Genomic DNA, 21,448 nt, shown 5'->3' with positions numbered 1-21,448 from the left:
ATGCCCATTCCTTTTCTAGCCCTTTACAGATCCTGCTGCCAGTCCTGCGACAACCTGTTTCTGCATAATTATAAAGATGATAATCGTCGGCGCAATTACTACGACGGTTGCTGCAAACATTGCACCGTAATCGCTTGCGAACGCGCTCTTGAAGTAATACAGGGCGATCGGCAAGGTACGTTTCTCTGTCTGACCGGTCAGTGTAAGTGCAAACTGGAATTCATTCCATGCTAACAGAAACTGAATCACACCAGCCGTTGCAAAAGCAGGTCTTGTGATTGGAAGAACAATCTGTACAAATGTTCTGAAGAATCCGCACCCATCAATATAGGCTGCCTCTTCAAGCGAATAGGGGATTGTCTTTATATAACTGACCATGACATAAAAAGTGGTCGGCATACCAAGCGCTGTATATACAAGAATCAAGCCTGTCAATGTGTTATATAAATGTGTCGCCGTAAAGGTAGTATACAAAGGCTGAATAAGTGCCGCTCCCGGAATGATCAGACCCAAAGAAAATAACATGGTGATCAACGGTTTTGCTTTGAAGCGGCATCTTACAACTACATATGCTGCCATAGTACAGATAATAAGATTCAAAATAGTTGCAACGATTGCTATAAAGATACTGTTTTTATAAAAAATCGTGATTGGTGCCAGTTTGAAAGCATTCGTATAGTTGTCCAGGTGAAGTCCGGTTTGAAATCCTGATACTGCAGATAAAATCTCGCTGTTGCTTTTGAAAGAAGAAGACACTACCCAGATGATCGGCACCAAAGAAATACCTGCTATCACAATAAGAAAAATTGCAGTCAAAAGCTTACTTACTATTTTCTTCATGCTCTAATCCTCCTTATCCATTTTGTACATCTTTCGAATGAATACCAGGACTACTGCCCCTAACAAAATCAGAAGCACGCCTTGGGCATTGGCAAGACCATAATTATTATTCGTAAATACTGTCTTATAAAGATACATAGGCATGTTCATGGTCTTATTTCCCGGTCCGCCGCTTGTGGTCATCATAATAATATCCAGCTTTTGAAGCATACTCGTTGCCGCGAGCACAGTAGATGTTCCGATAATATTTCTCATTAAAGGAAGTACGATATAGATATCCGTCTGCAGCTTTGTTGCTCCATCAATCATGGCCGCCTCATAGACATCCTCTGAGATAGATGACATTTCCGCCAATACTAAGATTGTTACAAGGCCTGCATATGGCAGCCAGGTCAGAGTGACCGATACGAAAGCCGTCTTGGGGTCCATAAACCAGTTATGTGAAAATGTAGATCCGGTAAGTTTGGTTATTATATTATTCACAAGACCAAACTGTGGGTTCATGATGCAGAGGAACAAAATTCCGAGCGCTGCACTTGAGATAATGTTCGGTACAAAGAAAATGGTTCGCATGGCGCTTGAATACCATTTTTTCTTCGAAATCAGAAGTGCTACTACAACTCCAATAAATACATGGAACACGGACTGGAGTACAATCCAAATAATCGTATTTTTCACACTTTGAATAAAGTTCTCATCCTCAGTAAAAAGGTAAATATAGTTTTTCAGACCAACGAAGGTCATATCCTTACCTACTGCCCAATCAGTAAAAGAAGTAACAAAAAGTGTTACCAGTGTGCTCAGAAAAACGAAGGCAAACAGCGCCACTCCCGGGAGAAGAAAAAGAACAACCCATTTTGTATTTTTTTTCATGGCTCTCTCCTATAATTACAATCTCTTTTTTTTGCAAATAACACAGGCATTATCGCCAAAGCAATCAGCAGTAATGCTTGTGTTATTTTATTAATTACATAGTATCCATTTGTTTTCGATTCGCAAGCGCCAGATTACTTATTCTGTCCTGCTGCCTTCGTTAAGTAGTCCGCAAACTCCTTCGGTGTAATCTCATCATATGCCAATTCCGGATATCTTACGCCTGTCTCCTCAACAACACTCTCAAAAGCATTGTTATCAAGGGCTCCACATTCATATTTTGCAGTTTCACTGATCTCAAGAAGCTCTGCAACAATCGGATTAGCCGCTTTGTACTCATCTGAGATTTCTACGTTCTCTGTAAGCGGAAGAGCTCCTGCTTTCTCAAGGAATACTTCCTGTGCATAAGCGCCGGTCTTAAATTTTAAGAACTCTAAAGCTGCTTTTTGCTCTTCTTCAGATTTTCCATTTGTACAAAGAATGTAACCAACCTCAAACTGTGTAATCAGACCATCTTCCGGATACAGCGCCACGCCTACTTTATCCTCGAATCCTTCCATTGCTTTAGAAGTATCGGAGAAGTCCGGGCACATCCAAGGACCATTTGCGATCATTGCTGCATTTCCCTGCTCGAAGTTATTTGCTGCATTTGCATAAATAGCGCCAACCGCATCAGAGGTCGTATACTCTTTTAAGCAGGTCTGAAGCATTTCAGCTGCTTTCACAACAGAATCTGTACTATATGTATCCGGGTATTTGGTGTTCATGAACTTATTGCCTTCTTCGCCATCTGTTCCAATCATAGCTGCCAGCCACAGATTAGTTGTCCATGAGTTTTCACCCGTCATAAGAGCAAGCGGTGTAAAACCGGCATCTTTTAATTTCTTGTTATTCTCCATCCACTCGTCCCAGGTTTTAGCCGGTGTAATACCTGCTTTTTCGAACATTTCTTTGTTGTAAAAATATCCGATAACCTGTCTCTGATTAGAAACAGAATAAACAGATCCATCGTCTTCCGTATTGTAGTTGATCGCTGCATCGCCGACATATTTCTTCCACTCGCTGTCTTCATCCAAATACGGTTTTAAGTTAACTGCCTGTCCATTCTCAACTGCAAGCTCACGGATACCATTTTTTCCGATGATTACATCCGGAAGGTTTTTAGATGAAGCTAATGTTTTCATCTTGTCTACGAAGGCATCGTCAGAAGGTAATTCCTCAACCACAACTTTGATCTCACCTTCGTGAAGACGGTTGAACTCTTCAATAACTTCTGTCTCCGCTTCTGCTGATGCGTGAGAACCAACCATGAATGTTGCGTAAGAAACCTCAATTGGTTCCTTTTTAGAGCCTGTTGAGCTTGCTGAGTCTGTTGAATCTTTCTTTTCTGCACAGCCCATCAGTGACATTGTCATTGCAGCTACAAGAAGCGAAGCTGCAACTTTTTTGTAATTTCGTTTCATTTTGTTTTCCTCCTCGAAATTTCTCTTGTAGTGCTATTTTACCTCGGTTTTGACCGTTTTTTAATGAGAGCAATTTTCTGTTTTCTTTAAAAAAATTACTTTTTCCAAGGGCGCACTCCAAATCATGAACTATTTCTTGGAAAATTTTTACTTTTCTGTATTTTTTGTAAATAATTTATCTGTTTTTTGCCTACCCACAAAAAATAACACATATTAAAACTAACTGTTTTTCCGAAACTCACTTGGGTTCATCCCGCAATATTTAATAAACACATTGCTAAAATAAGCCGCATCCTTAAATCCCACTTCATCTGCTATCTCGTAAATTTTTTTGTTGGTCGATTTCAACAGTTCTTTGGCTTTTCCCACGCGAAACAGATTGATTTTTTCCGTGACCGTAATCCCCGTAAGCTTTTTATATGCCCTGCTGACATAACTGCCATTTAAGTACAGACAATTGCTGATAAAGTCCAGGCTCAGATCTGCTTTATAATTTTGCTTGATACAATCATCTACACGTTTCACTAATTCATTTTTTACATGCATTTTCCCAAGACAAAGACTGCGCAAATTATCTATAATTTCATTTCCAATCTCAATCAGTCCATATAAAGTCTTGGCACTCTGGTTCTTTTTGTACACGTCTCTTTCTAACTGGTTAAAATCCTGCTCAATATCCAGATGATATTTTACGACTTTATGAATCATGGCGCTATAAATCACCAGAGCATATAGCTGGCACTGTTCAAAACAGATATCCTTTCTTAACAGGGTCTCTCCAAATTCCTTTAGAACCTGCTTCGGCTCCGAAACATCTTCTGAGAAAATCACTTCACAGATAGCAGACTTATAGTGATCCACGTTAATCAAATCTGTATTTTCTTCCTTATCATTTGCTATATAAACATTAAGTTCACTGTCTTTTGATATGATTCGGGATAAAGCCTCGTCAGCCTCCTCCCGCAAATGGATATAAGAATCCGGGTTGTTGGATTCACTGCTGATTCCCACACGGAGATTGATGCGCATAAACTCTTCCACCATAATAAGAATATTATTGAAATAATCTACTATAGCATTAATTGTAATCGTGGAAGCCGCTTCATACTTGATTATGATATGCATATAATTCTCTGTCTGCGAAATAATCTCAAAAAGGCACTCCTTCAACGATATTTTCAAAATATTATTCAGCATCTCTTTTAAATTATAATTCGAAGAAGTATCCATGCTTTCGATTTCACAGGAACAAATGCAATAACGAAATCCCTGTAATTCACGCATTCTGCGCTCGTCAGCCAGGGCAAAACCTGCCTCCTTTTCCGCTTCTTCCTTAATGCGCTCCGCTACTCTTTCAATCGCAGCAGGAAGTTCCTCCATAAAATTATTTTTCACTATAAAATCTTCCACTCCATATCGAAGCGCTTTCCTTGCCATTTCGAAGTCAGAATAAGCGGTAAGTATAATCACCTTGGTATGGCTAAATTTTTCTGCAATCTGGCGGCTGAGTTCTAATCCGTCTATAACTGGCATTTTGATGTCTGTAACTACAATATTCACATCATTGTCTTGTATGTATCTTAAAGCCGAGCTCCCATTTCCACAGGAATATACCACTTTGCAGCCCAAACTTTCCCAATCAACAAGACACTGAATGCCCTCTCTTATATTTCTTTCATCATCTACAATCAGTACTTTTAACATTTCTCATCCCTCTTAGAACTATTCTTAGGTATACAAATTAATACCTCAGTGCCCTTCATCGGCTGGCTGAAAATTTGAATTCCATAGGGCTCGCCATACATTAACCGGATTCTCTGGTGTGTATTGCTTATACCCGTTTTTTCATGCCGTACTTCGCCATCTATCGTTTTAGATTTTTTCATATTTAACTCTTCTACGTTAAATCCTACTCCATTATCCTTTACCGTGATTAAAATATGATCTCCGTCATAACGCAGCCTTACATTTACCTCCAAATTGCCGTCTACCGCCTCAACGCCATGAACAATTGTGTTTTCCACCATTGGTTCCACAACCAATCTTGGAATCTCACAGTCCAAAATGGACTCATCTTCTACTTCGATTTGATACTTTAACCGCTCTTCATAGCGTTCCTGTTGAAGGCTAAGATAATATTTTACATATTTCATCTCTTCCCTGATGGTAATTATCGTCCGCTTGTCTCCATAGATTCCCGCACGGAGTAGTGACGATAACGAAGAAATCATTTTATAAACCGTCTCATCTCCCGACATCTTTGCCTTGATTTGAATTGTAAGCAGAATATTAAAAAGGAAGTGGGGATTCATCTGTTGCTGCAAGGATTTGATTTCCATCTCCTTTAATAAAATCTTAGACTCATAGGTAATCTGAATGAGCTCCTTTAGCTTCTCCACCATGGAATTAAAGTTAACCGCTACTTCGTCGTACGCAGCATTGCTATAATGGTGTAATCGCACTTCGTAATCTTTGTCGCCGACCCGTCTCATGGCGTCAATCAGATCTTTAAAAATTGTTGTCATATTTACGATCACGATTGTCGCAGGTATAATCAGTACGATTGCAGTGATGATCGATAAAAGCAGCAGCATTCTCATATCTACAAGAGTCTGCTTCATCATTTCAACTTTTGGAAGCAGGTATACCAAATAGAATTCATTATTAATCTTCCATTTGATGATTTGGTAGTTCCTTCCTCCAATGTTCGTTTCCTCAAGGCCCTTCCCGGTCGATACAATCGTGTCTCCCAGGTTTTTTCCCAACTTTTCTTCATCGCTGGCGGCAAATACCGTTCCGTCTGTGCGCATCACATAAGCTGCTGTTCCCTTGTGATTCACCAGGCATTTCAGTTTCTTATCAAAACCTTCAGTCCCTGTGACTCCAATCACATACAGGCTATCATCTGATTGAAAATCAGCCTGTATTCTAAGCGTAGTATAGATGGAACTGTTGCCATCCTTGGGCGGCAGAATCTGCGTATACTTCTCATCTACGCTCAGCTCTTTTTGAATCTTGCTTGTATCATTGATAATCTGCTGTGTGCTAAACTGTTTGGTGTATGAAATCGCCAATAGCCTGTCATTCTCATATATCGTAATATAATCAAACAAATTGAATTTCCAGGTGTTATTATAGGCGAGTACTTGCTGCATCTCTTCATTTAACTTTTGCCGGTTCAACGATGCCCACTTGTCATTTCCCACGAAATACTCCTTATCACTTCGCCAGTTTACAACAGACTCACTGCCAGAAAGGGCATAGGTGATACCGCGGGTCATGTCTAACGTCTGTGATATAGTATCCGCAGTTGTTTCGATAGCAGTCTCCAGACTCTTATAATTATTATCTAACACTTTTCTATACACACTATACGAAACAAATAACGTGTATAGCAAAAGCACAATTACAAGAACTAATACAAATTTCATAATCAGGTTATTTCTTGCATTATCTACCCTACTACGCATTTTTTCACCACTCTCTAAACATACTTTTCCACTGTACAAATTTTCCCTCAAACATTATACTTCTTTAGAAAATTGCAAAAAGCAATTGAAAACATCTATTCTCGCGGGTGCCGGGTTTCAATACAGGTAACCATCTCTCGTATTAGTTCTTCTTTTAGTATGCCGATGGCAACCATAGACTGCATCGAAGCATGGGCCTCTAAATACATCAACTCTCCATCAATCGCTTTCTGTCTTATGGAGTTTGGACGGGTCTTGCAGACCTCGATGGCGTACATAGCGTCATCTCCTGCGATATTACGCTTTGCCAGCAGTGAACGCGGAAATACGTCAAGCGGCCTCACCACAACCACAGCTTTGTTTCCCTTTTTATTCACGAGCATCTCACAGGTCAGATTGTCTTTGTTCTCCTGAATTTGTTTATACTCTTTAAAGTCACCGATTCCTTCAACTCCTGTCACCCGCTCCGGCACATACTGATAGCAGCGTATGGGGTCCAGTTCCGTATTAAAATCATAGATTTCCTTTGGACTCACCTCTTTCGGTACACTGTCCCTAAGAAGCATCTGGTCTGTTGCGACCGGAAGGACATAAGAACCGCCCTCCGCCATGAAATCGCCGGCAAGCTGTATATGATATCCGTCATCAATCGGCAAAGTCCTGTCTGTCAAATTAGTCGTGGTCTCTTCTCTGAGGAATACCATGGAATTCATCCGGGTTCGCATCGTTACCTTCTTCTTATATTCCACCTCTCCCCGAAATCCTTTCGAAAATCCTTCCGCTGAAACACTGATTTCTTTTTTATCGTATATGATTACAAGACTTTCCAAATCAAAGGGCGAATAAGCTCCTGTTCCGTGAACGGTACGAATCTCATCCGGAGTACCAAAAAGCTGTGGTCCAAGTGTGGTCACAGCGGCAAAAAATCCTTTTTCCCAGCCATTCTCCTGATTTAGATCCACACTAATATCGGAAAGACACCTCTCTTTGCCTCTTACCCAACTAATTTTTTCTTCACGGCAAAACACTTCTCCCACATCAAATCCACGTTCCATAATAAGACTGATACGCAAAGTTCCATTGCTTACCCACAAAATGTGTAACGGATTTCCTTGTATATCTTTGATTTCCTCTAACGAAACATAAGCTATGCCGTTTATCTTTGCACTTGAAAGGTCCTCGATATTTGCAGAATGCTCTAAACTCACAAAATTCTCTTGATCGGTATGGGAAAAAATGTATGTATGATTCGCTTGTAAATCGTGGTAATTCAGTATAGTCACTATAATTCCCCCTAAACGTCTTTTTTCCATTCAAGAAATATCATATCGTCCGTTTTTATTATTGACATATTTCTAATAAATCCCGAAAACTCGTCAGCTTATAAGTCACCTCCGGATGCTCTGTGGCTTCCCCAAGCCCTGCACTCTTAAATCCGCCTGCAGTGGCCGCTTCAATACCCGCCTTTGCATCTTCAACGACTAAACAATCTGCCGGATCTTCTCCGATAAAACCGGCTGCTTTCAAGAATACTTCCGGGTCCGGTTTTGATTTTGTAATGTTCGTTCCGTCAGAGATGGCATCGAAGAAATCTTCCAGCCCCAACTGCCTTAGAATTATTTTTGCATTTTTGCTGCTGGATCCAATTGCCAGCTTCAGCCCGCATTCCCGCAATTTCTGCAAGGTTTCCTTCACTTCCTCTGACAAATCGGCCTCTGTCATCTCTTTTAACAATTCTACATAGATTGCATTCTTCTCTTCAGCCATAGCAACCTTTTCTTCTTCGGTATAGCTCTTTTTGGCTCTCTCCAGAATGATTTCCAGACTCTCCATTCTGGATACGCCACGCAGTCTATTGTTGATCGTCTCATCAAAATAGATTCCCTCTTTATCTGCCAGCTTTTTCCATGCAATATAGTGATATTTGTCTGTGAAACAAATCACTCCATCCAAATCAAAAATAATACCCTTCATTTTATAGCCCTACCTTTCTTACTTAGAAATTTCTCCAAAATTCCTCATTTTGACTTAATGATATCACATGACATTTTCCCCTTCATCAACCATTTCTTGTAAAATTTTTACGTATATTATCGCGCTATACTACTTATATACCGGCACTAAAAAGAGGGCTATTGTATAAATGTGATTTCAAATCATCACTCTACACAATAACCCTGTCCTATCTTCTCTTTATTCCGGAGATCAGCAAAGCATCTGCATATCTCCCATGTTTTTTCTTATTCTCCACGCATGATCATACATTTTTTTCTGAAAAATGCAATCCCATACTTTAAGATTTTCTCCATGCCTTCCGTTTGCAGGAACACTTCATAGTGCTTCTCCTCAATCTGTCTCAACGCATCGCGACACGCATTCTTAAGTCCGCCACTTTCGGCATACTTAATTTCTATCACGATACCAGTCTCCGACTCTTCATCCAGAAGCAGAATATCACTATATCCATCACCGGATTCTGCGTTGGATTTTATGAACCAATCCTCTCTGTGACCAAGCAGTCCCAACAGAATTCCATGGTAAAAATTCTCTTTTTTTGATTTTACAAACGTATCCCGGATACTGATCGTCCTCTTCAGAAATCCATTCAGACCGTCCTCGAAACCTTTCACATCTCCTGCAAGGGCCGCCTCGCACAGCGCATCGAGCTTTGCAGGCTCCGTCCTCACCTCTTCCTCGAACCATTTCATAATCTGCATCACAAAAATATTCCGAATCTCCCGGTTGGGAATACGGAGCCGATAAAATCCGTCTTCTGTAATCCCTTCACAGGTGAGATAGCCCGTAGCAAATAGTACGCTCCAGATATGGTCGATACTGTCATATAGATCATGATACGTTAAGTTTTCTTCCACTCTTTTTTCCAGGATTTCACCTGCCATCAACTGTTCTAATTCTATCCGCGTCCTCCCGGAAGCCTGAGTCAAAAGCGTTTTTATGATTGCATTTCCACTTGTATTTACCCAATAATTTTTCGGAACCATATAAGCACCCGGCTCACTCTCACGAAGCACCTTCAGTTCCTGGCAATAATTCACAACGTCCCATGGACAATAAATATTCTCCCGGCCAATCAGATACCCGTCATACCATTCCTTTACAGATTCATAAACATCTGCAAAGCCATAGTATTCCAGCATGTCTCTGACTTCACGGTCAGTAAAACCAAAATAAGTATCAAAACCGGCATTTGTAATAGAAGCTATTTTCAAATTATTCAGACCTGTAAAAATACTTTCCTTGGAAACACGCAGACATCCCGTCATCACAGCAAATTGCAGATCCTCGTTCGTCTTCAAAGCATTGCCAAAAAATTTCCGAAGAAGACTGACCATTTGCTCATAATATCCGTGCTGGTCTGCCTTATCCAGAGGAACATCATATTCATCAATCAGAAGAATCACCTTTTGTCCATAATGCACGGCAAGTAATAATGACAATGTCTTAAGGCTTGCGGCAAGCGCATCGGACGACATGGTAAATCTCCCATTTAAATCTACATTGATCAGTGCGCGATACATAGCTTTGTGCATCTCAGTAAGTTTCCCGCTTGTCTCCAGAAACGAGAACCGCATCGCTTCTTTTCCAATCAAATCACGCAGAGAACCACAAGCACTGTCAAATGTCAGGCCTTCCACACCTTTTAAAGTAATGGAAATAACCGGATATTTCCCCATGTAGTCCCTGCACAGCTCTTCCTCCCGGCTGATTTCAAGTCCTTCGAATAGCCTTGCATCACAACCGATTTCAAAAAAGGTTTTTAGCATACTCATATTCATAGACTTGCCAAAACGTCTCGGCCGAGTAAACAAATTCACTTTTCCCCAATTTTCGAGTAGTTCTTTTATAAAAGCAGTCTTATCCACAAGGTAAAAGTCTTCCGTTTGCATCTCTGCAAAATTCTCAATCCCTATCGGGAGCTTCTTTAATTTCTGCATACAACCTCCACCATATCCTCACTCATCGGGCGTGCTCCGTATATCATAGGGGTCAAAATATCTTTTACCCCCAACATCATATGGTTATTCTAGCACAAAAAAATAATTCATGCTATATCAATAAAACATAGTACGAATTATTTAGAAATTCATTTTTTAAAATTAAGTTTTTTTCAAATTAGCTATTGCAAAATATAAAATGTTGTGGTAATATAAATATCGTTGACGCGGAAGTGTCGGAATGGCAGACGAGCTAGATTCAGGTTCTAGTGCTCGCAAGGGCGTGTGGGTTCAAGTCCCATCTTCCGCATCTCATCAAAAGGCTTGGAAACATTAAGTTTCCAAGCTTTTTGTTTTCCCAAGAATCTTTTTTTCGACAGCCGCCGCGGGATTCTTCCGCAGCAGCTGCCTTTCCCATTACACTGTCTAATACACCGATGCCCCAAACGGCATAAGCGCCAACTTTGCCAGTTTGAACTGCTGCAGCCCAAACGGGATTCCGATAATCGTAACGCAAAGCGTCGCCCCAATCGCAAGATGCTCCAACGCCAGCGGCAGTCCCGAGACCACCAGCCAGATTACATTTAGCAAAAAGGAACCGGCTCCGCCGCCATACTGCACCTCCTTGCCAAACGGGAAAAAACTAAGCGCCGCAAACTTAAAACACTGCATTCCAATCGGCAGACCCACGACCGTGATGCACCATAAACACCCCGCCAGGCACCAGCTCAATCCGCTAAGTGCACCGCCAAAAACGAACCATAATGCATTTCCCAAGCAGCCCATACTGTTCCTCCTTTCCGCCTATATCTCGACTGCTCTCAAATCACGAAGAAGTATCTCCACCATATTGATGGCATCAGCCACCTGCGCTCTGGCATCTGCGATCTTCGACTGCACCAGGTAGTCTGCCACCAGGCCATCAAAAAAGAAATCCGCAAAAGAAAGAAATCCGCCTACTTCCATTCGTAAATCCATGGGTACATTCACATCTTTTAATTCCCTCTGGAATATCAGCAGATCCTGCTTGGCAGCTTCCATATAATCTGCCGCATCGTTCATCCTGGTATGCTTGATCATATCTGTGATCAAACCTCCTCCAAACAGATCCACGATTCCCCAACTCCTCGCGCTGTTCAATTTGTCCCTTGCCATCTCAAGGCTTCGAAGTGCGCGCTCTCCCGCTTCAATAGCTTCCTGCATTTCCTGTCTCATCATTTCATCACTCATCTTGTCTCCTCACTTTCTTCAGCAAGTTTATGCGGCAGACATCTCCGATTATTTCCGTTTTTATAATACAGATAACGAAATTCTTAATATAATAGAAAAAGACTTCTATTATGACATCTGCCACAATAAAAGTCTTGCTATCTCATTTGATACGGATACCTCTCGGTATCGATTGACGGTTTCAAATCCAGCCATTTTGGCTGTTCAGCTACTCCCTTTCCATTGCTTGATAAAAATATAACACTTTCTCATTTTCCTGTCAAGTCTGAACCATCATTTTCCGACAAATTTTCGGGCAATTTTCAGGCAAATTCTTATCGACAGGCATTCCTTCTTTTACGCTTCCTTTTGCTCTACATTTCCGCCATAATTGACCACAAATATTCCAACGGAGACCAACACAAGCGAGACTATCCCCTGCCAGCCAAAGGCGCTTCCCTCGCCCAGAATCAGCGCAGAAAGCAGCACTCCGAACACCGGATTCGAGAACCCGAATACCGTTACCTTCGATACCGGATTGTATTTCAGAAGAATTCCCCATATCGTGTAGGCGGCAGCGGAGATAAATGCCATATACAGAAGCAGTGCTCCGCCCGCCGGCGTGAATGCTCCCAGCCGCCCGCCTGCTAAAAATGCTCCCGCGGTCATTATAAGTCCGCCTGCGAGGAACTGATAACCGCTGATCATTACCGGATCCTCCGTCTCCGAGTATCGCTTGATCAGCACGGAGGAAAGTGCGTAAGCAAATGCTGAGATAAACACAAATCCGTCTCCCAGCAGGTTGAACCGCATATCTACGTTTCCGCCGCTTAAATTAATGAGTACCACCCCTGCAAATCCAATCAGACAGCCTGTCATCTTCTTTCCGTCCAGTTTTTCCATACGGAAAAACAGGCTGGATACCAAAATCGCCAGAAATACGTTCGATGCTTCTACGATTGCCCCACGCACACCTGTGGTATGTGCCAGCCCTACATAAAAGAAAAAATACTGTATAACTGTCTGCAAAAGACAGATTTTCCCAATCTTAGGAAGTGATGCCCGCCTCGGTCTCAGGAACTTCCCCTTCATCAGGGATCCAAAGATGACCACCAACACGCCCGCTATCATAAACCGGATACCTGCGAACAGGATCTGAGCCGCCGTATCCGCCTCCCCTACTTCAAACAGGCGATACCCTACCTTTACGCAGGGAAACGCACTTCCCCAAAGCAGACAGCAGACCATTGCAAGCAGGCAGACCACCCAGGTCTTCCTCAATATGCTCTCTTTTCTATCCATCACGTATCTCCTGCGGGACTAACCAAGAATTTCGTCCGCCAGTGTTTCCATCTCAGCTACGTCTGCGTCCTTCATTACTGATTTGATCGTAACCACCTTCTCGCAAAGCGTCACATTCTTCATGCCTTCCACAATCCCTTTCATGGTACGCGCCGCACTCGGTGCCCAGCTTCCGTTCTCGATCATGCCGATCTTCTTATTCTGGAAATTCTTGTGCGCCAGCTTGCGCAGGAAGGTATCCATACAGAAGAAAACCCCTCCATCATAAGACGCTGCCGCCAGAACCAGCTTGTCGTACCGGAACGCATCTTCAATGGCCTCCGCCATGTCATCTCTGGAAAGGTCCGTGATCGCAACCTTCTTTGCTCCCTTCGCCTCCAGAATCTCCTTCATCTTTTCAGCCGCCTTCGCCGTATTGCCGTGAATAGATACATAAGCAATGAGCACCCCGTCGTCTTCTGCCTGATAACTGCTCCAGGTCTGATATTTCTCTATGTAATATCCCAGATTCTCTTTCAGGATCGGTCCATGCAGAGGACAGATTGTCTGAATATCCAATGCAGCCACTTTCTCAAGCAGAGCCTGCACCTGCGCGCCATATTTTCCTACGATATTAAAATAGTATCTTCTCGCCTCGCATGCCCAGTCTTCCTCTGCGTCCAGCGCTCCGAATTTACCAAATCCATCGGCAGAGAACAGAATCTTCTCTGTCTGCTCATACTCCACCATTACCTCCGGCCAGTGTACCATCGGCGCCATAAAAAACTGGAGCGTATGGCTTCCAAGTGACAGGGTCTCCCCTTCTTTTACCGCAATCGTTCTTCCGGTGAAATCTGCGCCAAAGAACTGCGGCAGCATGGCAATCGCCTTCGCACTTGCGACCAGTTTCGCCTCCGGATACATCTCGGCAAACATCTGGATATTAGCCGAATGGTCCGGCTCCAGGTGCGAAATGATAAGATAATCCGGTGTACGTCCCGCAAGCGCCTCCACAAGATTTGCCTTCCATTCCTCAGTCTTTCTCGCATCAATCGTGTCCATGACTGCAATCTTCTCATCTAAGATCACATATGAATTATAAGAAACTCCATTAGGAATGATATACTGGCTTTCAAATAGATCCAAAGTCTTATCGTCCGCTCCAATGTACTTCACTGCATCTGAAATTATTATGTCCTTCATCTGAAACTCCTCCTGTTTTTTCCTATGTATTTCCAGATTATATTTTTCTTTTGCGAGGAAAAAATCCTCTCCTTGGTATCATACCTTATGAAATGGCCGAATGGCCATACGGGATGCCCTCGGGGTATACCTTATGAAATGACCGCATGGCCACACGGGATGCTCCTGGGGTATGATCTATGAATTACTTCGCGCTCCCGTAACTTTGATATCATAAATATACCAGAAATATCTTACTATATCCCCCTCTGCGTTTCAACCGAAAAACTTTTCTGTATCTAAAAAAATACCTTATGTAACGGCCGAATGGCCATGCGGGATGCTCTTGAATATACTTATTTTTCCATGTTTAGCATCAATTCCAACACTCTCCGGCAGACACCGTCCCAGGACACCTCACGCAGCTTCTCCTGATTGGGAAGTGCTGCCTCTTTCGCTTCTATCACCGCTTGAGCCAAACGTTTTTCAAAATCCGGAAGTGCTTCCTCCACAGGCTCATCTTCATTTCTCATCTCAGGCGGCTTAACAAATACTACACTTTCCGCCAGTCCTTTTTCCACAAGCCAGGGACGGATTCCCGGAAGCTCGGTGCACACTGCCCTGAGGCCGCAGGCCATCGCCTCCACCAAAACCAGCGGAAGTCCTTCATAAAAGGAAGGAAGTACGAACAGATCACTTGCATTCATAAGCTGCGCCAGTTCCTGCTGCGGCATGCGTCCGGGAAATTCCACCTTGCAAGGACATTTCTCCGCCAATTTGCAGAGTTCTTCAAACTCTGCATCTGTGGCATAGCCACCTGCAAGCACAAGCCGAATCTGCTCCCCTTTCAGGTAGTCCATCGCCTTTAGTAGACTCTTAATTCCTTTTTTCTCCGAAACCTTCCCGGCAAATATCAGACACAGTTCCTCTTCCGCTTCTATTTCATCGTTATCCACAGTTTCTTCGGTAGGCACTGCTTCCTGCGCCTTTCTGTCCTTTTTCACACCTTCGTCGATATAAAATATACTGTTGTTGTACCCGGTACCGATTACATAGACATATTTCTCCTCACAGCCAAAACAGCGAATAATTTCTTCCTTTTGCTCCTTATGCAGAGCGAAAATCCCGTCAAGCTGACAAATCTGCGCTTTAATCCACTCCCTCTGCCATGGGTTTTTCTTAAACTGACGCAAATCAGAGCCGTGGCATACCCCAAACACGCGCACCTTGGGGCACCACTTGCGCACGAGCGCCGTCAGGAAATACAGGTGGTGGCACAAGATCACATCTGGCTTAAACTCGCTGACCGCCTGCCGGACCGCCGCTCCAAACGCTTCCCTGAATTGCCTCGTCATCTCTTCGGTCATATCCGAATACCGGGTACTGTCATACGGCATTTCATCTGACATACCGGCCACCGGATAAGGGAGTTCTTCAGTTCCGTAATAAACAGGATAGGCCGCTGCATTTCCCGGCAGCTGCACCGTATCCCTGCGCGCAACTCCCACAACTGCCGCTTGCTCATGCCCCAGCTTTTCAAACCCTTTCATTAATTCCGTCAGATAGACACCGCTTCCTGTACTGTTCGGTTTCTGAGCCGTAACGCTAAGTATTCTCATGATTTTTCCTTTCTGCACCACCATAGTTTTTAGATTTTATAAGGAGATTTTAGCTCTTCGCACATTATGGCACAACCTGCCAAGCTTAGAATGGCGTGGGTATTACTGTCCTAAAAAAAGATCCCCTCAATCCCACTGACACCGCAGCTTTCATTTCGTCCGCTATTTCAGAAAATATCCCATATTAATGCGGACTTCTTTCCGTTCCAGATCACGATTGGAGTAGCAGCAACTGTCAAAACCGATCAGTTCAAAGCCTTCCTGCTGATAAAAACGAATGGCCCCTACATTGCATGACTGGGTCTCCAGAATGATCGCTCTTCGGTTCTCAGAAGCGGCCTGTTCTTTTGCAATTGACATCAGCTCATGTGCGATCCCCTGCCTTCTGAGGCTCTCATGCACCCACAGCTCTGTTACCATCAGCCGATTGCTCCACTCCTCCGGGCAGGTCTCGATACAGGCAAGCAGCTCTGCCTCTTTGTCCTCCTCCGACACAATTCCCCATGCAGACGCTTTTTCCCAATGGGGCTGATATAATTTATCCGGGAAATCATATTCCTCCGGATAGTGGGAAACCGGCGTTTCAAACCTGCTTTTGCAGAGCGTTACACGATATCCAGTCTCCTCTGTCTCCAGCTTTACATCATAAAATTCCTCTGTCGTATACCGCATCGGTATCACCGTGCCCTCCCACTGTGCCTTTGGCAAGTGGATGATGTTAAAATTATTTCTCTTCATATCGTTCTCCAAATCAGTATTATCTAAAAATCTATGTCCATTTTACCTCCAAAAGCCCGGGAGCACAACTTAATTATCGCCCAAAAACAAGATGAAAGTCCACTAGACCTTCACTTAGGTATACATGGCATCAAAAACGGTCCGCTCTCCGAAGACTTTCGGGCGGACCGCTCTACTACTCAATCATTCAAAACTATACCACCAGACTTACCACTGCTCCCCTACGGACATCGACCAATCCATGATCCGTCAGCTTTAGAGCAGGACTGACCGGAAGCCCCAGCGTTCCCAACGACATAATCGGATTGCCATGCTGATACCCTAAATGAATCAGGCTTTCGCGTACCTGGCAAAGCTGTGCGCTGATTTCCTTAAGCGGCCGGTCGGAAAGGATGCCGCACACCGGCAATGCGAGTTCCGATAAGATCACTCCATCTTTCACGGTAAGAAATCCTCCCTGCATCTGCTGAATCCTTCTGACTGCAAACAACATATCCTTTTCATCATCCCCAACCACAAAAAGATTGTGATGATCATGAAACCAGGTCGTCGCAGCCGTTCCTTCTGTAAGACACGTTCCTATAAGAAAACCATAGCCGATATTTCCATTCTTCCCATGACGTTCCAGAACCATTGCCAGAAGGCATCCGCTGCCTTTCCAGTCGATGCAGCCATTCCTAACGGGCATCTGCACCAGCTTTTCCGTTGTCTGTGTCCGATCCGCGTGCACTTCAATGGCTCGCACCGTCACCTGCGAGGGCACAGGACTTCCCGCCGGGAGGAAACGCGATACCGGCATCTGAAAATCCTCCTCCGTCAGCGCAGGCAGCTGAACACTTTGATAGAAATCCTCCGGGAAGGAATCTTTCACATATACCTGGCCGGTGCTTTCCCCCCGACAGAATATTTCCTGCCCGTTTTTATAAACGACCTCTGGCGACAACCTGGAAGGATCCTTTACCAACATGAAATCGGCGAGCTTGCCCGGCGCGATCACTCCGCGATCGTATAAATGCATACGCTGACTGGGAGTATATGTGGCACAATAAATTGCCTGCTCTACCGGAAACCCTTTTTGCATCGCTTTTTCCACTACGCCGTTCAGCTGCCCCTCCTCATAGAGCACGTCAGCCATCGTATCATCGGTAACAAAACAGCAATATTCATAAAGCTGATGCTCCTTAATATAGCTCAGCACTTCACTTTTCAGCATCTTAGCCTGTATTTCCATGAACATTCCGTTTTCTATCCGCTGTCTGACCTCCTCCAGCGTATGCTCGGTATGATCTCCATTAATGCCAAGATAAAGAAACTTTGCCAGATCCAGTCCCACCAGAGAAGGGCAATGGCCTTCCATTACATACCCCGGATGCTCCTGATGCAGATATTCCAAAAACCGGGTAATATCCAGATTATTTTCACGAATGACCTGGCGGTAATTCATGACTTCGCCTACACAGATCACGTCCTTTTCAGCCATCAGATGCTTCATTTCTTCAAAACGAATGGCTCCGCCAGTCGTCTCCAGCTCTTCACTGGTAGAAGGGACACTGCTTGGAATACCATAATAAATATCCAAAGGTGCATCCTCCCCTGTCCGGATCATTTCCAGGATACCCCGCATCCCTCTCACGTTTGCCATTTCATGCGGCTCCGATACCACCGTTGTTACTCCGCATGACGCCAGGTACCTCCCAAACGGCCCCGGGGTCATCATAGAGCTTTCGATATGCATATGAATATCAATCAGCCCGGGCAGCATGTAAAGGCCATCTGCATCCAGTGTTCTGTCAGCAGTAAATACGGTGGACCGTTCCCGGTCTATGTAGTAAAATTTTCCATCCAGCACAAACACATCTGCAAGTATAAATTGTTTTAAATATGAATTAAATACATACACATTTTTTATCAGTAAAGATACATGTTCCATCATAAAAATTCCTTAAATAATCGTGTAGAAATACAGCATACAGACAGCCACCAACACATACATGACCGGTGAAATCTTCTTGATATTGCCGGAAGCAATCTTCATAATCAGATAAACCGGCAGCGCCGCGCAGATTCCGTTGGCAATATTGTTGGCAAAAATCGTAAACGTTACACATACAAACGCCGGAACTGCTTCCGTGATATCCGTATAATCAACATTTCGCATACTGCTTAGCATATTGATTCCGATATAAATCAATACCGGAGCCGTAGCCGCGGAAGGAATAATGAGTGCGATCGGCGCAATAAAGAGCGAAAGGGCGAAGAAAATACTCGTAAACACCACAGTCAGTCCAGTTTTTCCACCGGCCTCCACGCCGGCTGAGGATTCCAGATACGTTGTCATGCTCGGCATACCGAACAGTGCACCAAAGCTTGTAGAAACCGCATCGACTTTAAAACACTTGTCAATACCCGGCAGGTTTCCGTCTTTATCAAGATATCCGGCCTTCGCACCTACTCCGAGGACCGTTCCAAAGGTTGAGAAAAAGTCCGGTACAAACAGCGCAATCAAAAACGGAATATACGCAAAATCCAGTGCTCCGAGAAAATCAATTTTCAAAAACTGGCTTCCGATATTAGCAGGAAGTGAGAAGATCGTTTCCGGTATTTTTGTAACGCCGAACGGAATTCCGATCACGGTAGTGAGCAGGATCGTCAGAATCAATCCACCCGGGATGTTGCGCACTTTTACGATCAACAGGATAATGAATCCAATGACACATACGAGAACAGGTGCAGAAGTTAATTGTCCGAACGCCAGTGTATTCTTATCTGCGTTTGCAACAATCAAGCCGCAGCTTTTCGCACCCAAAAGGGCGATAAAAAGTCCGATTCCCGCGCTCACAGCGTGCTTAAGACTGACCGGGATCACCCGCACTACCGCTTCGCGAAGTCCCAGGAACGAAATCAGGATAAACAGAACACCGCTCCAAAAGATTACCCCTGCCGTAATAGGTGCGGAAATACCTTCATTGGCAATCATGGAAGCAACAATGCCTACGCTGCCAAGCCCCGGAGCCAGCGCAAACGGACGGTTGGTATAAAATGCCATGGCACAGCTTGTCAGAATGATCAGCATGACCATAACTGTGAGCATGACATGCTTGTCCAGTCCGGCTCCTCCCAGAATATTCGGGATCGTTGCCAGCACATACGCCATTGTGACAAACGTGGTAAGGCCTGCCAGAAGTTCCGTTTTTACATTTGTGTTAAATTCTGACAGTTTGAAATACTTTTCAAGAAAACGACTCATTTTTTAACTCTCCTTCTCCTATGTAATATTTTTCTTATGAAGTTGATTCTTCTTAAGATTCATTGTAAAATGAGAAGAAAAGAAAGTCCAATTTCTATTTTTCATACAAATTATTCCATTTGTGCATAATTGCTGCAAAGAAGAAGGGAAGCGGGAGACGTGAATATTCAGGAGTTAAACTATATCTTATGTATTGCAAAACACAAGAATCTGACCAGAGCGGCCCAGGAGCTGTATATTTCACAGCCTACCTTAAGCAAACATCTGCAAAAGCTGGAATTAGAATTAGACGGGAAGCTGTTCAGCCGGAGCGGGAACTGCTATGTTCCTACTTATCTCGGGCGGCGGTATATGGACTATGCGAAAAAAATCCTGGAACTCAACCAGGATTGGGAGCGGGAACTGGCAGATTTGCATTCCTATAATGAAGGAGAATTGAACATTGCCTTTCCGCTGATGCGCAGCTCCTGTATGATCCCCCGGATTCTGCCCTTATTCCATCAGAAATATCCCGGCGTGAAGGTGAATTTTCTGGAGGAGACCTATGCGATACAGGAGCGTCTTCTGCTGGATGATCAGCTGGATTTCGCCATATTTAACGAGGCCCGGCCACATCCAAAGCTGACGTATGAGGTGCTGCTAAAGGAAGAAATCCTGCTTGTTGTTTCTCCGGATCATCCTCTGGCTGCATGTGGAATAGAGAAGGAAGGCTGCAGATACCCCTGGATGGATCTGCGGTTATTTGCGCAGGAACCATTTATTTTGCATTTTTCCGACCAAACCACAGGGAAAATAGCTCTGGAGTTATTTGAAGCTTATCAGATCCAGCCTCCTGTCCCCTTTCATACGCGGAACTCGCAGGCTTGCATTCTCCTTTCCCAGCAGGGGCTTGGCGCGTGTTTTGTTCCGGAAACCTATGTGAAAAATATGGTGTTTGACAGGGCTCCCCTCTGTTTTTCCGTTGGCGAGGGCGGTATCTTCAGCACCTTGACCATCGCTTACAGGAAGGGAGCCTATCTGGCCTCCTACGCCAGAGATTTTATAAAGATCGCGCAGGAAAATGTAGTACCATCTGTGTGAGACTTATCAGATACCATATTTCTCTGCCCAAACCTTCAGTTCTTCCTCACCGGCATCCGCTGGGAATCGTTTACCTTCTTTTAACTCTGCTCCCGGACAGGAAACTGCCAGTTCTTTGTTCGTATTCCCCATTCCGCTGCTGCCCGAAGTTGCCAGAGGAATAATCGTTTTCCCAGTAAGGTCATACTGCTCCAAAAACGAATTCACAATGGTCGGAGCGACGTACCACCAGATCGGGAAAGCTGTGAAAATCACATCATACTGTTCCATGTTCTCCACTTTGTTCGCTACCGCCGGCCGGAAAGACTTATCATTCATTTCCACACTGCTGCGGCTCTTTTTGTCCATCCAGTTCAAATCCGCTTCTGTATAAGGAACCTCTGGACAAATCTCATGCAGATCTGCTCCGATCACCTCTGCAAGCCGGCTGGCCAGTTTCGCAGTCACTCCGCTGGCACTGAAATATGCCACTAATGCCTTGCTCATAATC

At 44.0% G+C, this 21,448-nt stretch carries 18 protein-coding genes and 1 tRNA gene; 2 read left to right on the top strand and 17 right to left on the bottom strand.

Features of this window, described 5'->3' with window-relative positions:
- Positions 1–15: 15 nt before the first annotated feature.
- The 8 genes from ABXS75_05395 to ABXS75_05360 all read right to left on the bottom strand — a co-directional run bounded on the left by ABXS75_05395 (position 16) and on the right by ABXS75_05360 (position 10,602).
- A complete protein-coding gene (locus tag ABXS75_05395; protein ID XCP86239.1) occupies positions 16–840 on the bottom strand; it encodes a carbohydrate ABC transporter permease in 825 nt (274 codons plus the stop codon).
- A gap of 3 nt (positions 841–843) precedes the next feature.
- Entirely contained in the window at positions 844–1,713 is an 870-nt protein-coding gene (locus ABXS75_05390) for a sugar ABC transporter permease (protein XCP86238.1), read from the bottom strand.
- 134 nt (positions 1,714–1,847) lie between these two features.
- Positions 1,848–3,176 (bottom strand): extracellular solute-binding protein, encoded by a 1,329-nt coding sequence (locus tag ABXS75_05385; GenBank protein ID XCP86237.1) that lies wholly within the window; start codon positions 3,174–3,176, stop codon positions 1,848–1,850.
- Between the two features lie 219 nt (positions 3,177–3,395).
- Positions 3,396–4,880 carry a response regulator gene (locus ABXS75_05380; protein ID XCP86236.1) on the bottom strand — a complete coding sequence of 495 codons (1,485 nt, stop codon included), beginning with the start codon at positions 4,878–4,880 and terminating at the stop codon, positions 3,396–3,398.
- Entirely contained in the window at positions 4,874–6,607 is a 1,734-nt protein-coding gene (locus tag ABXS75_05375; protein XCP86235.1) for a sensor histidine kinase, read from the bottom strand. Before ABXS75_05375 ends, ABXS75_05380 begins: the two co-directional genes overlap by 7 nt.
- 134 nt (positions 6,608–6,741) lie before the next feature.
- Positions 6,742–7,854 carry a DUF4432 family protein gene (locus ABXS75_05370; GenBank protein ID XCP86234.1) on the bottom strand — a complete coding sequence of 371 codons (1,113 nt, stop codon included), beginning with the start codon at positions 7,852–7,854 and terminating at the stop codon, positions 6,742–6,744.
- A gap of 133 nt (positions 7,855–7,987) precedes the next feature.
- Positions 7,988–8,620, bottom strand: a complete 633-nt coding sequence (gene pgmB, locus ABXS75_05365) for a beta-phosphoglucomutase (GenBank protein ID XCP86233.1) — start codon at positions 8,618–8,620, stop codon at positions 7,988–7,990.
- Positions 8,621–8,886: 266 nt separating this feature from the next.
- Positions 8,887–10,602 carry an AAA family ATPase gene (locus ABXS75_05360; GenBank protein ID XCP86232.1) on the bottom strand — a complete coding sequence of 572 codons (1,716 nt, stop codon included), beginning with the start codon at positions 10,600–10,602 and terminating at the stop codon, positions 8,887–8,889.
- Positions 10,603–10,829: 227 nt separating this feature from the next.
- Between ABXS75_05360 and ABXS75_05355 the strand changes: the two genes are divergently transcribed.
- Positions 10,830–10,912 (top strand) — tRNA-Leu (locus ABXS75_05355).
- Positions 10,913–11,028: 116 nt separating this feature from the next.
- On the opposite strand, the gene ABXS75_05350 is transcribed toward ABXS75_05355, so the two are convergent.
- The 8 genes from ABXS75_05350 to ABXS75_05315 all read right to left on the bottom strand — a co-directional run bounded on the left by ABXS75_05350 (position 11,029) and on the right by ABXS75_05315 (position 19,878).
- On the bottom strand, positions 11,029–11,388 hold the full coding sequence (locus tag ABXS75_05350) for a YccF domain-containing protein (GenBank protein ID XCP86231.1): 360 nt from the start codon (positions 11,386–11,388) through the stop codon (positions 11,029–11,031).
- An 18-nt stretch (positions 11,389–11,406) separates the two neighbouring features.
- Positions 11,407–11,832, bottom strand: coding sequence for a hypothetical protein (locus ABXS75_05345; GenBank protein ID XCP86230.1), 426 nt, complete (start codon positions 11,830–11,832; stop codon positions 11,407–11,409).
- 336 nt (positions 11,833–12,168) lie between these two features.
- Positions 12,169–13,113: a DMT family transporter gene (locus ABXS75_05340; protein ID XCP86229.1), complete on the bottom strand. Its 945-nt coding sequence runs from the start codon at positions 13,111–13,113 to the stop codon at positions 12,169–12,171.
- A gap of 18 nt (positions 13,114–13,131) precedes the next feature.
- Positions 13,132–14,295: an MBL fold metallo-hydrolase gene (locus tag ABXS75_05335; protein XCP86228.1), complete on the bottom strand. Its 1,164-nt coding sequence runs from the start codon at positions 14,293–14,295 to the stop codon at positions 13,132–13,134.
- A gap of 335 nt (positions 14,296–14,630) precedes the next feature.
- Positions 14,631–15,893, bottom strand: a complete 1,263-nt coding sequence (locus ABXS75_05330; GenBank protein ID XCP86227.1) for a glycosyltransferase family 4 protein — start codon at positions 15,891–15,893, stop codon at positions 14,631–14,633.
- A gap of 162 nt (positions 15,894–16,055) precedes the next feature.
- Entirely contained in the window at positions 16,056–16,631 is a 576-nt protein-coding gene (locus ABXS75_05325; protein XCP86226.1) for a GNAT family N-acetyltransferase, read from the bottom strand.
- Positions 16,632–16,824: 193 nt separating this feature from the next.
- The gene (locus tag ABXS75_05320) at positions 16,825–18,561 is read right to left on the bottom strand and encodes an adenine deaminase C-terminal domain-containing protein (GenBank protein ID XCP87089.1); all 1,737 of its coding nucleotides are present in this window, start codon (positions 18,559–18,561) and stop codon (positions 16,825–16,827) included.
- 12 nt (positions 18,562–18,573) lie between these two features.
- A complete protein-coding gene (locus ABXS75_05315; GenBank protein XCP86225.1) occupies positions 18,574–19,878 on the bottom strand; it encodes an NCS2 family permease in 1,305 nt (434 codons plus the stop codon).
- A 159-nt stretch (positions 19,879–20,037) separates the two neighbouring features.
- Between ABXS75_05315 and ABXS75_05310 the strand changes: the two genes are divergently transcribed.
- Positions 20,038–20,958, top strand: coding sequence for a LysR family transcriptional regulator (locus ABXS75_05310; GenBank protein XCP86224.1), 921 nt, complete (start codon positions 20,038–20,040; stop codon positions 20,956–20,958).
- A 6-nt stretch (positions 20,959–20,964) separates the two neighbouring features.
- On the opposite strand, the gene ABXS75_05305 is transcribed toward ABXS75_05310, so the two are convergent.
- Complete coding sequence (locus ABXS75_05305; GenBank protein XCP86223.1) at positions 20,965–21,444, bottom strand: flavodoxin; 480 nt, start codon at positions 21,442–21,444, stop codon at positions 20,965–20,967.
- Positions 21,445–21,448 lie beyond the last annotated feature (4 nt).

It is taken from the genome of Roseburia hominis (assembly GCA_040702975.1).
Taxonomy (GTDB): Bacteria; Bacillota; Clostridia; order Lachnospirales; family Lachnospiraceae; genus Allocoprococcus; species Allocoprococcus hominis_A.
The sequence above is the reverse complement of the archived record's forward strand: the minus strand, read 5'-3'. Positions and strand labels throughout refer to the sequence as shown.

What these genes read in the sequence shown, in the direction of transcription:
- ABXS75_05395 (XCP86239.1), bottom strand. Translation starts at nt 840, where the DNA reads ATGAAGAAAATAGTAAGTAAGCTTTTGACTGCAATTTTTCTTATTGTG.
- ABXS75_05390 (XCP86238.1), bottom strand. Translation starts at nt 1,713, where the DNA reads ATGAAAAAAAATACAAAATGGGTTGTTCTTTTTCTTCTCCCGGGAGTG.
- ABXS75_05385 (XCP86237.1), bottom strand. Translation starts at nt 3,176, where the DNA reads ATGAAACGAAATTACAAAAAAGTTGCAGCTTCGCTTCTTGTAGCTGCA.
- ABXS75_05380 (XCP86236.1), bottom strand. Translation starts at nt 4,880, where the DNA reads ATGTTAAAAGTACTGATTGTAGATGATGAAAGAAATATAAGAGAGGGC.
- ABXS75_05375 (XCP86235.1), bottom strand. Translation starts at nt 6,607, where the DNA reads ATGAAATTTGTATTAGTTCTTGTAATTGTGCTTTTGCTATACACGTTA.
- pgmB (XCP86233.1), bottom strand. Translation starts at nt 8,620, where the DNA reads ATGAAGGGTATTATTTTTGATTTGGATGGAGTGATTTGTTTCACAGAC.
- ABXS75_05360 (XCP86232.1), bottom strand. Translation starts at nt 10,602, where the DNA reads ATGCAGAAATTAAAGAAGCTCCCGATAGGGATTGAGAATTTTGCAGAG.
- ABXS75_05350 (XCP86231.1), bottom strand. Translation starts at nt 11,388, where the DNA reads ATGGGCTGCTTGGGAAATGCATTATGGTTCGTTTTTGGCGGTGCACTT.
- ABXS75_05345 (XCP86230.1), bottom strand. Translation starts at nt 11,832, where the DNA reads ATGAGTGATGAAATGATGAGACAGGAAATGCAGGAAGCTATTGAAGCG.
- ABXS75_05340 (XCP86229.1), bottom strand. Translation starts at nt 13,113, where the DNA reads ATGGATAGAAAAGAGAGCATATTGAGGAAGACCTGGGTGGTCTGCCTG.
- ABXS75_05335 (XCP86228.1), bottom strand. Translation starts at nt 14,295, where the DNA reads ATGAAGGACATAATAATTTCAGATGCAGTGAAGTACATTGGAGCGGAC.
- ABXS75_05330 (XCP86227.1), bottom strand. Translation starts at nt 15,893, where the DNA reads ATGAGAATACTTAGCGTTACGGCTCAGAAACCGAACAGTACAGGAAGC.
- ABXS75_05325 (XCP86226.1), bottom strand. Translation starts at nt 16,631, where the DNA reads ATGAAGAGAAATAATTTTAACATCATCCACTTGCCAAAGGCACAGTGG.
- ABXS75_05320 (XCP87089.1), bottom strand. Translation starts at nt 18,561, where the DNA reads ATGGAACATGTATCTTTACTGATAAAAAATGTGTATGTATTTAATTCA.
- ABXS75_05315 (XCP86225.1), bottom strand. Translation starts at nt 19,878, where the DNA reads ATGAGTCGTTTTCTTGAAAAGTATTTCAAACTGTCAGAATTTAACACA.
- ABXS75_05305 (XCP86223.1), bottom strand. Translation starts at nt 21,444, where the DNA reads ATGAGCAAGGCATTAGTGGCATATTTCAGTGCCAGCGGAGTGACTGCG.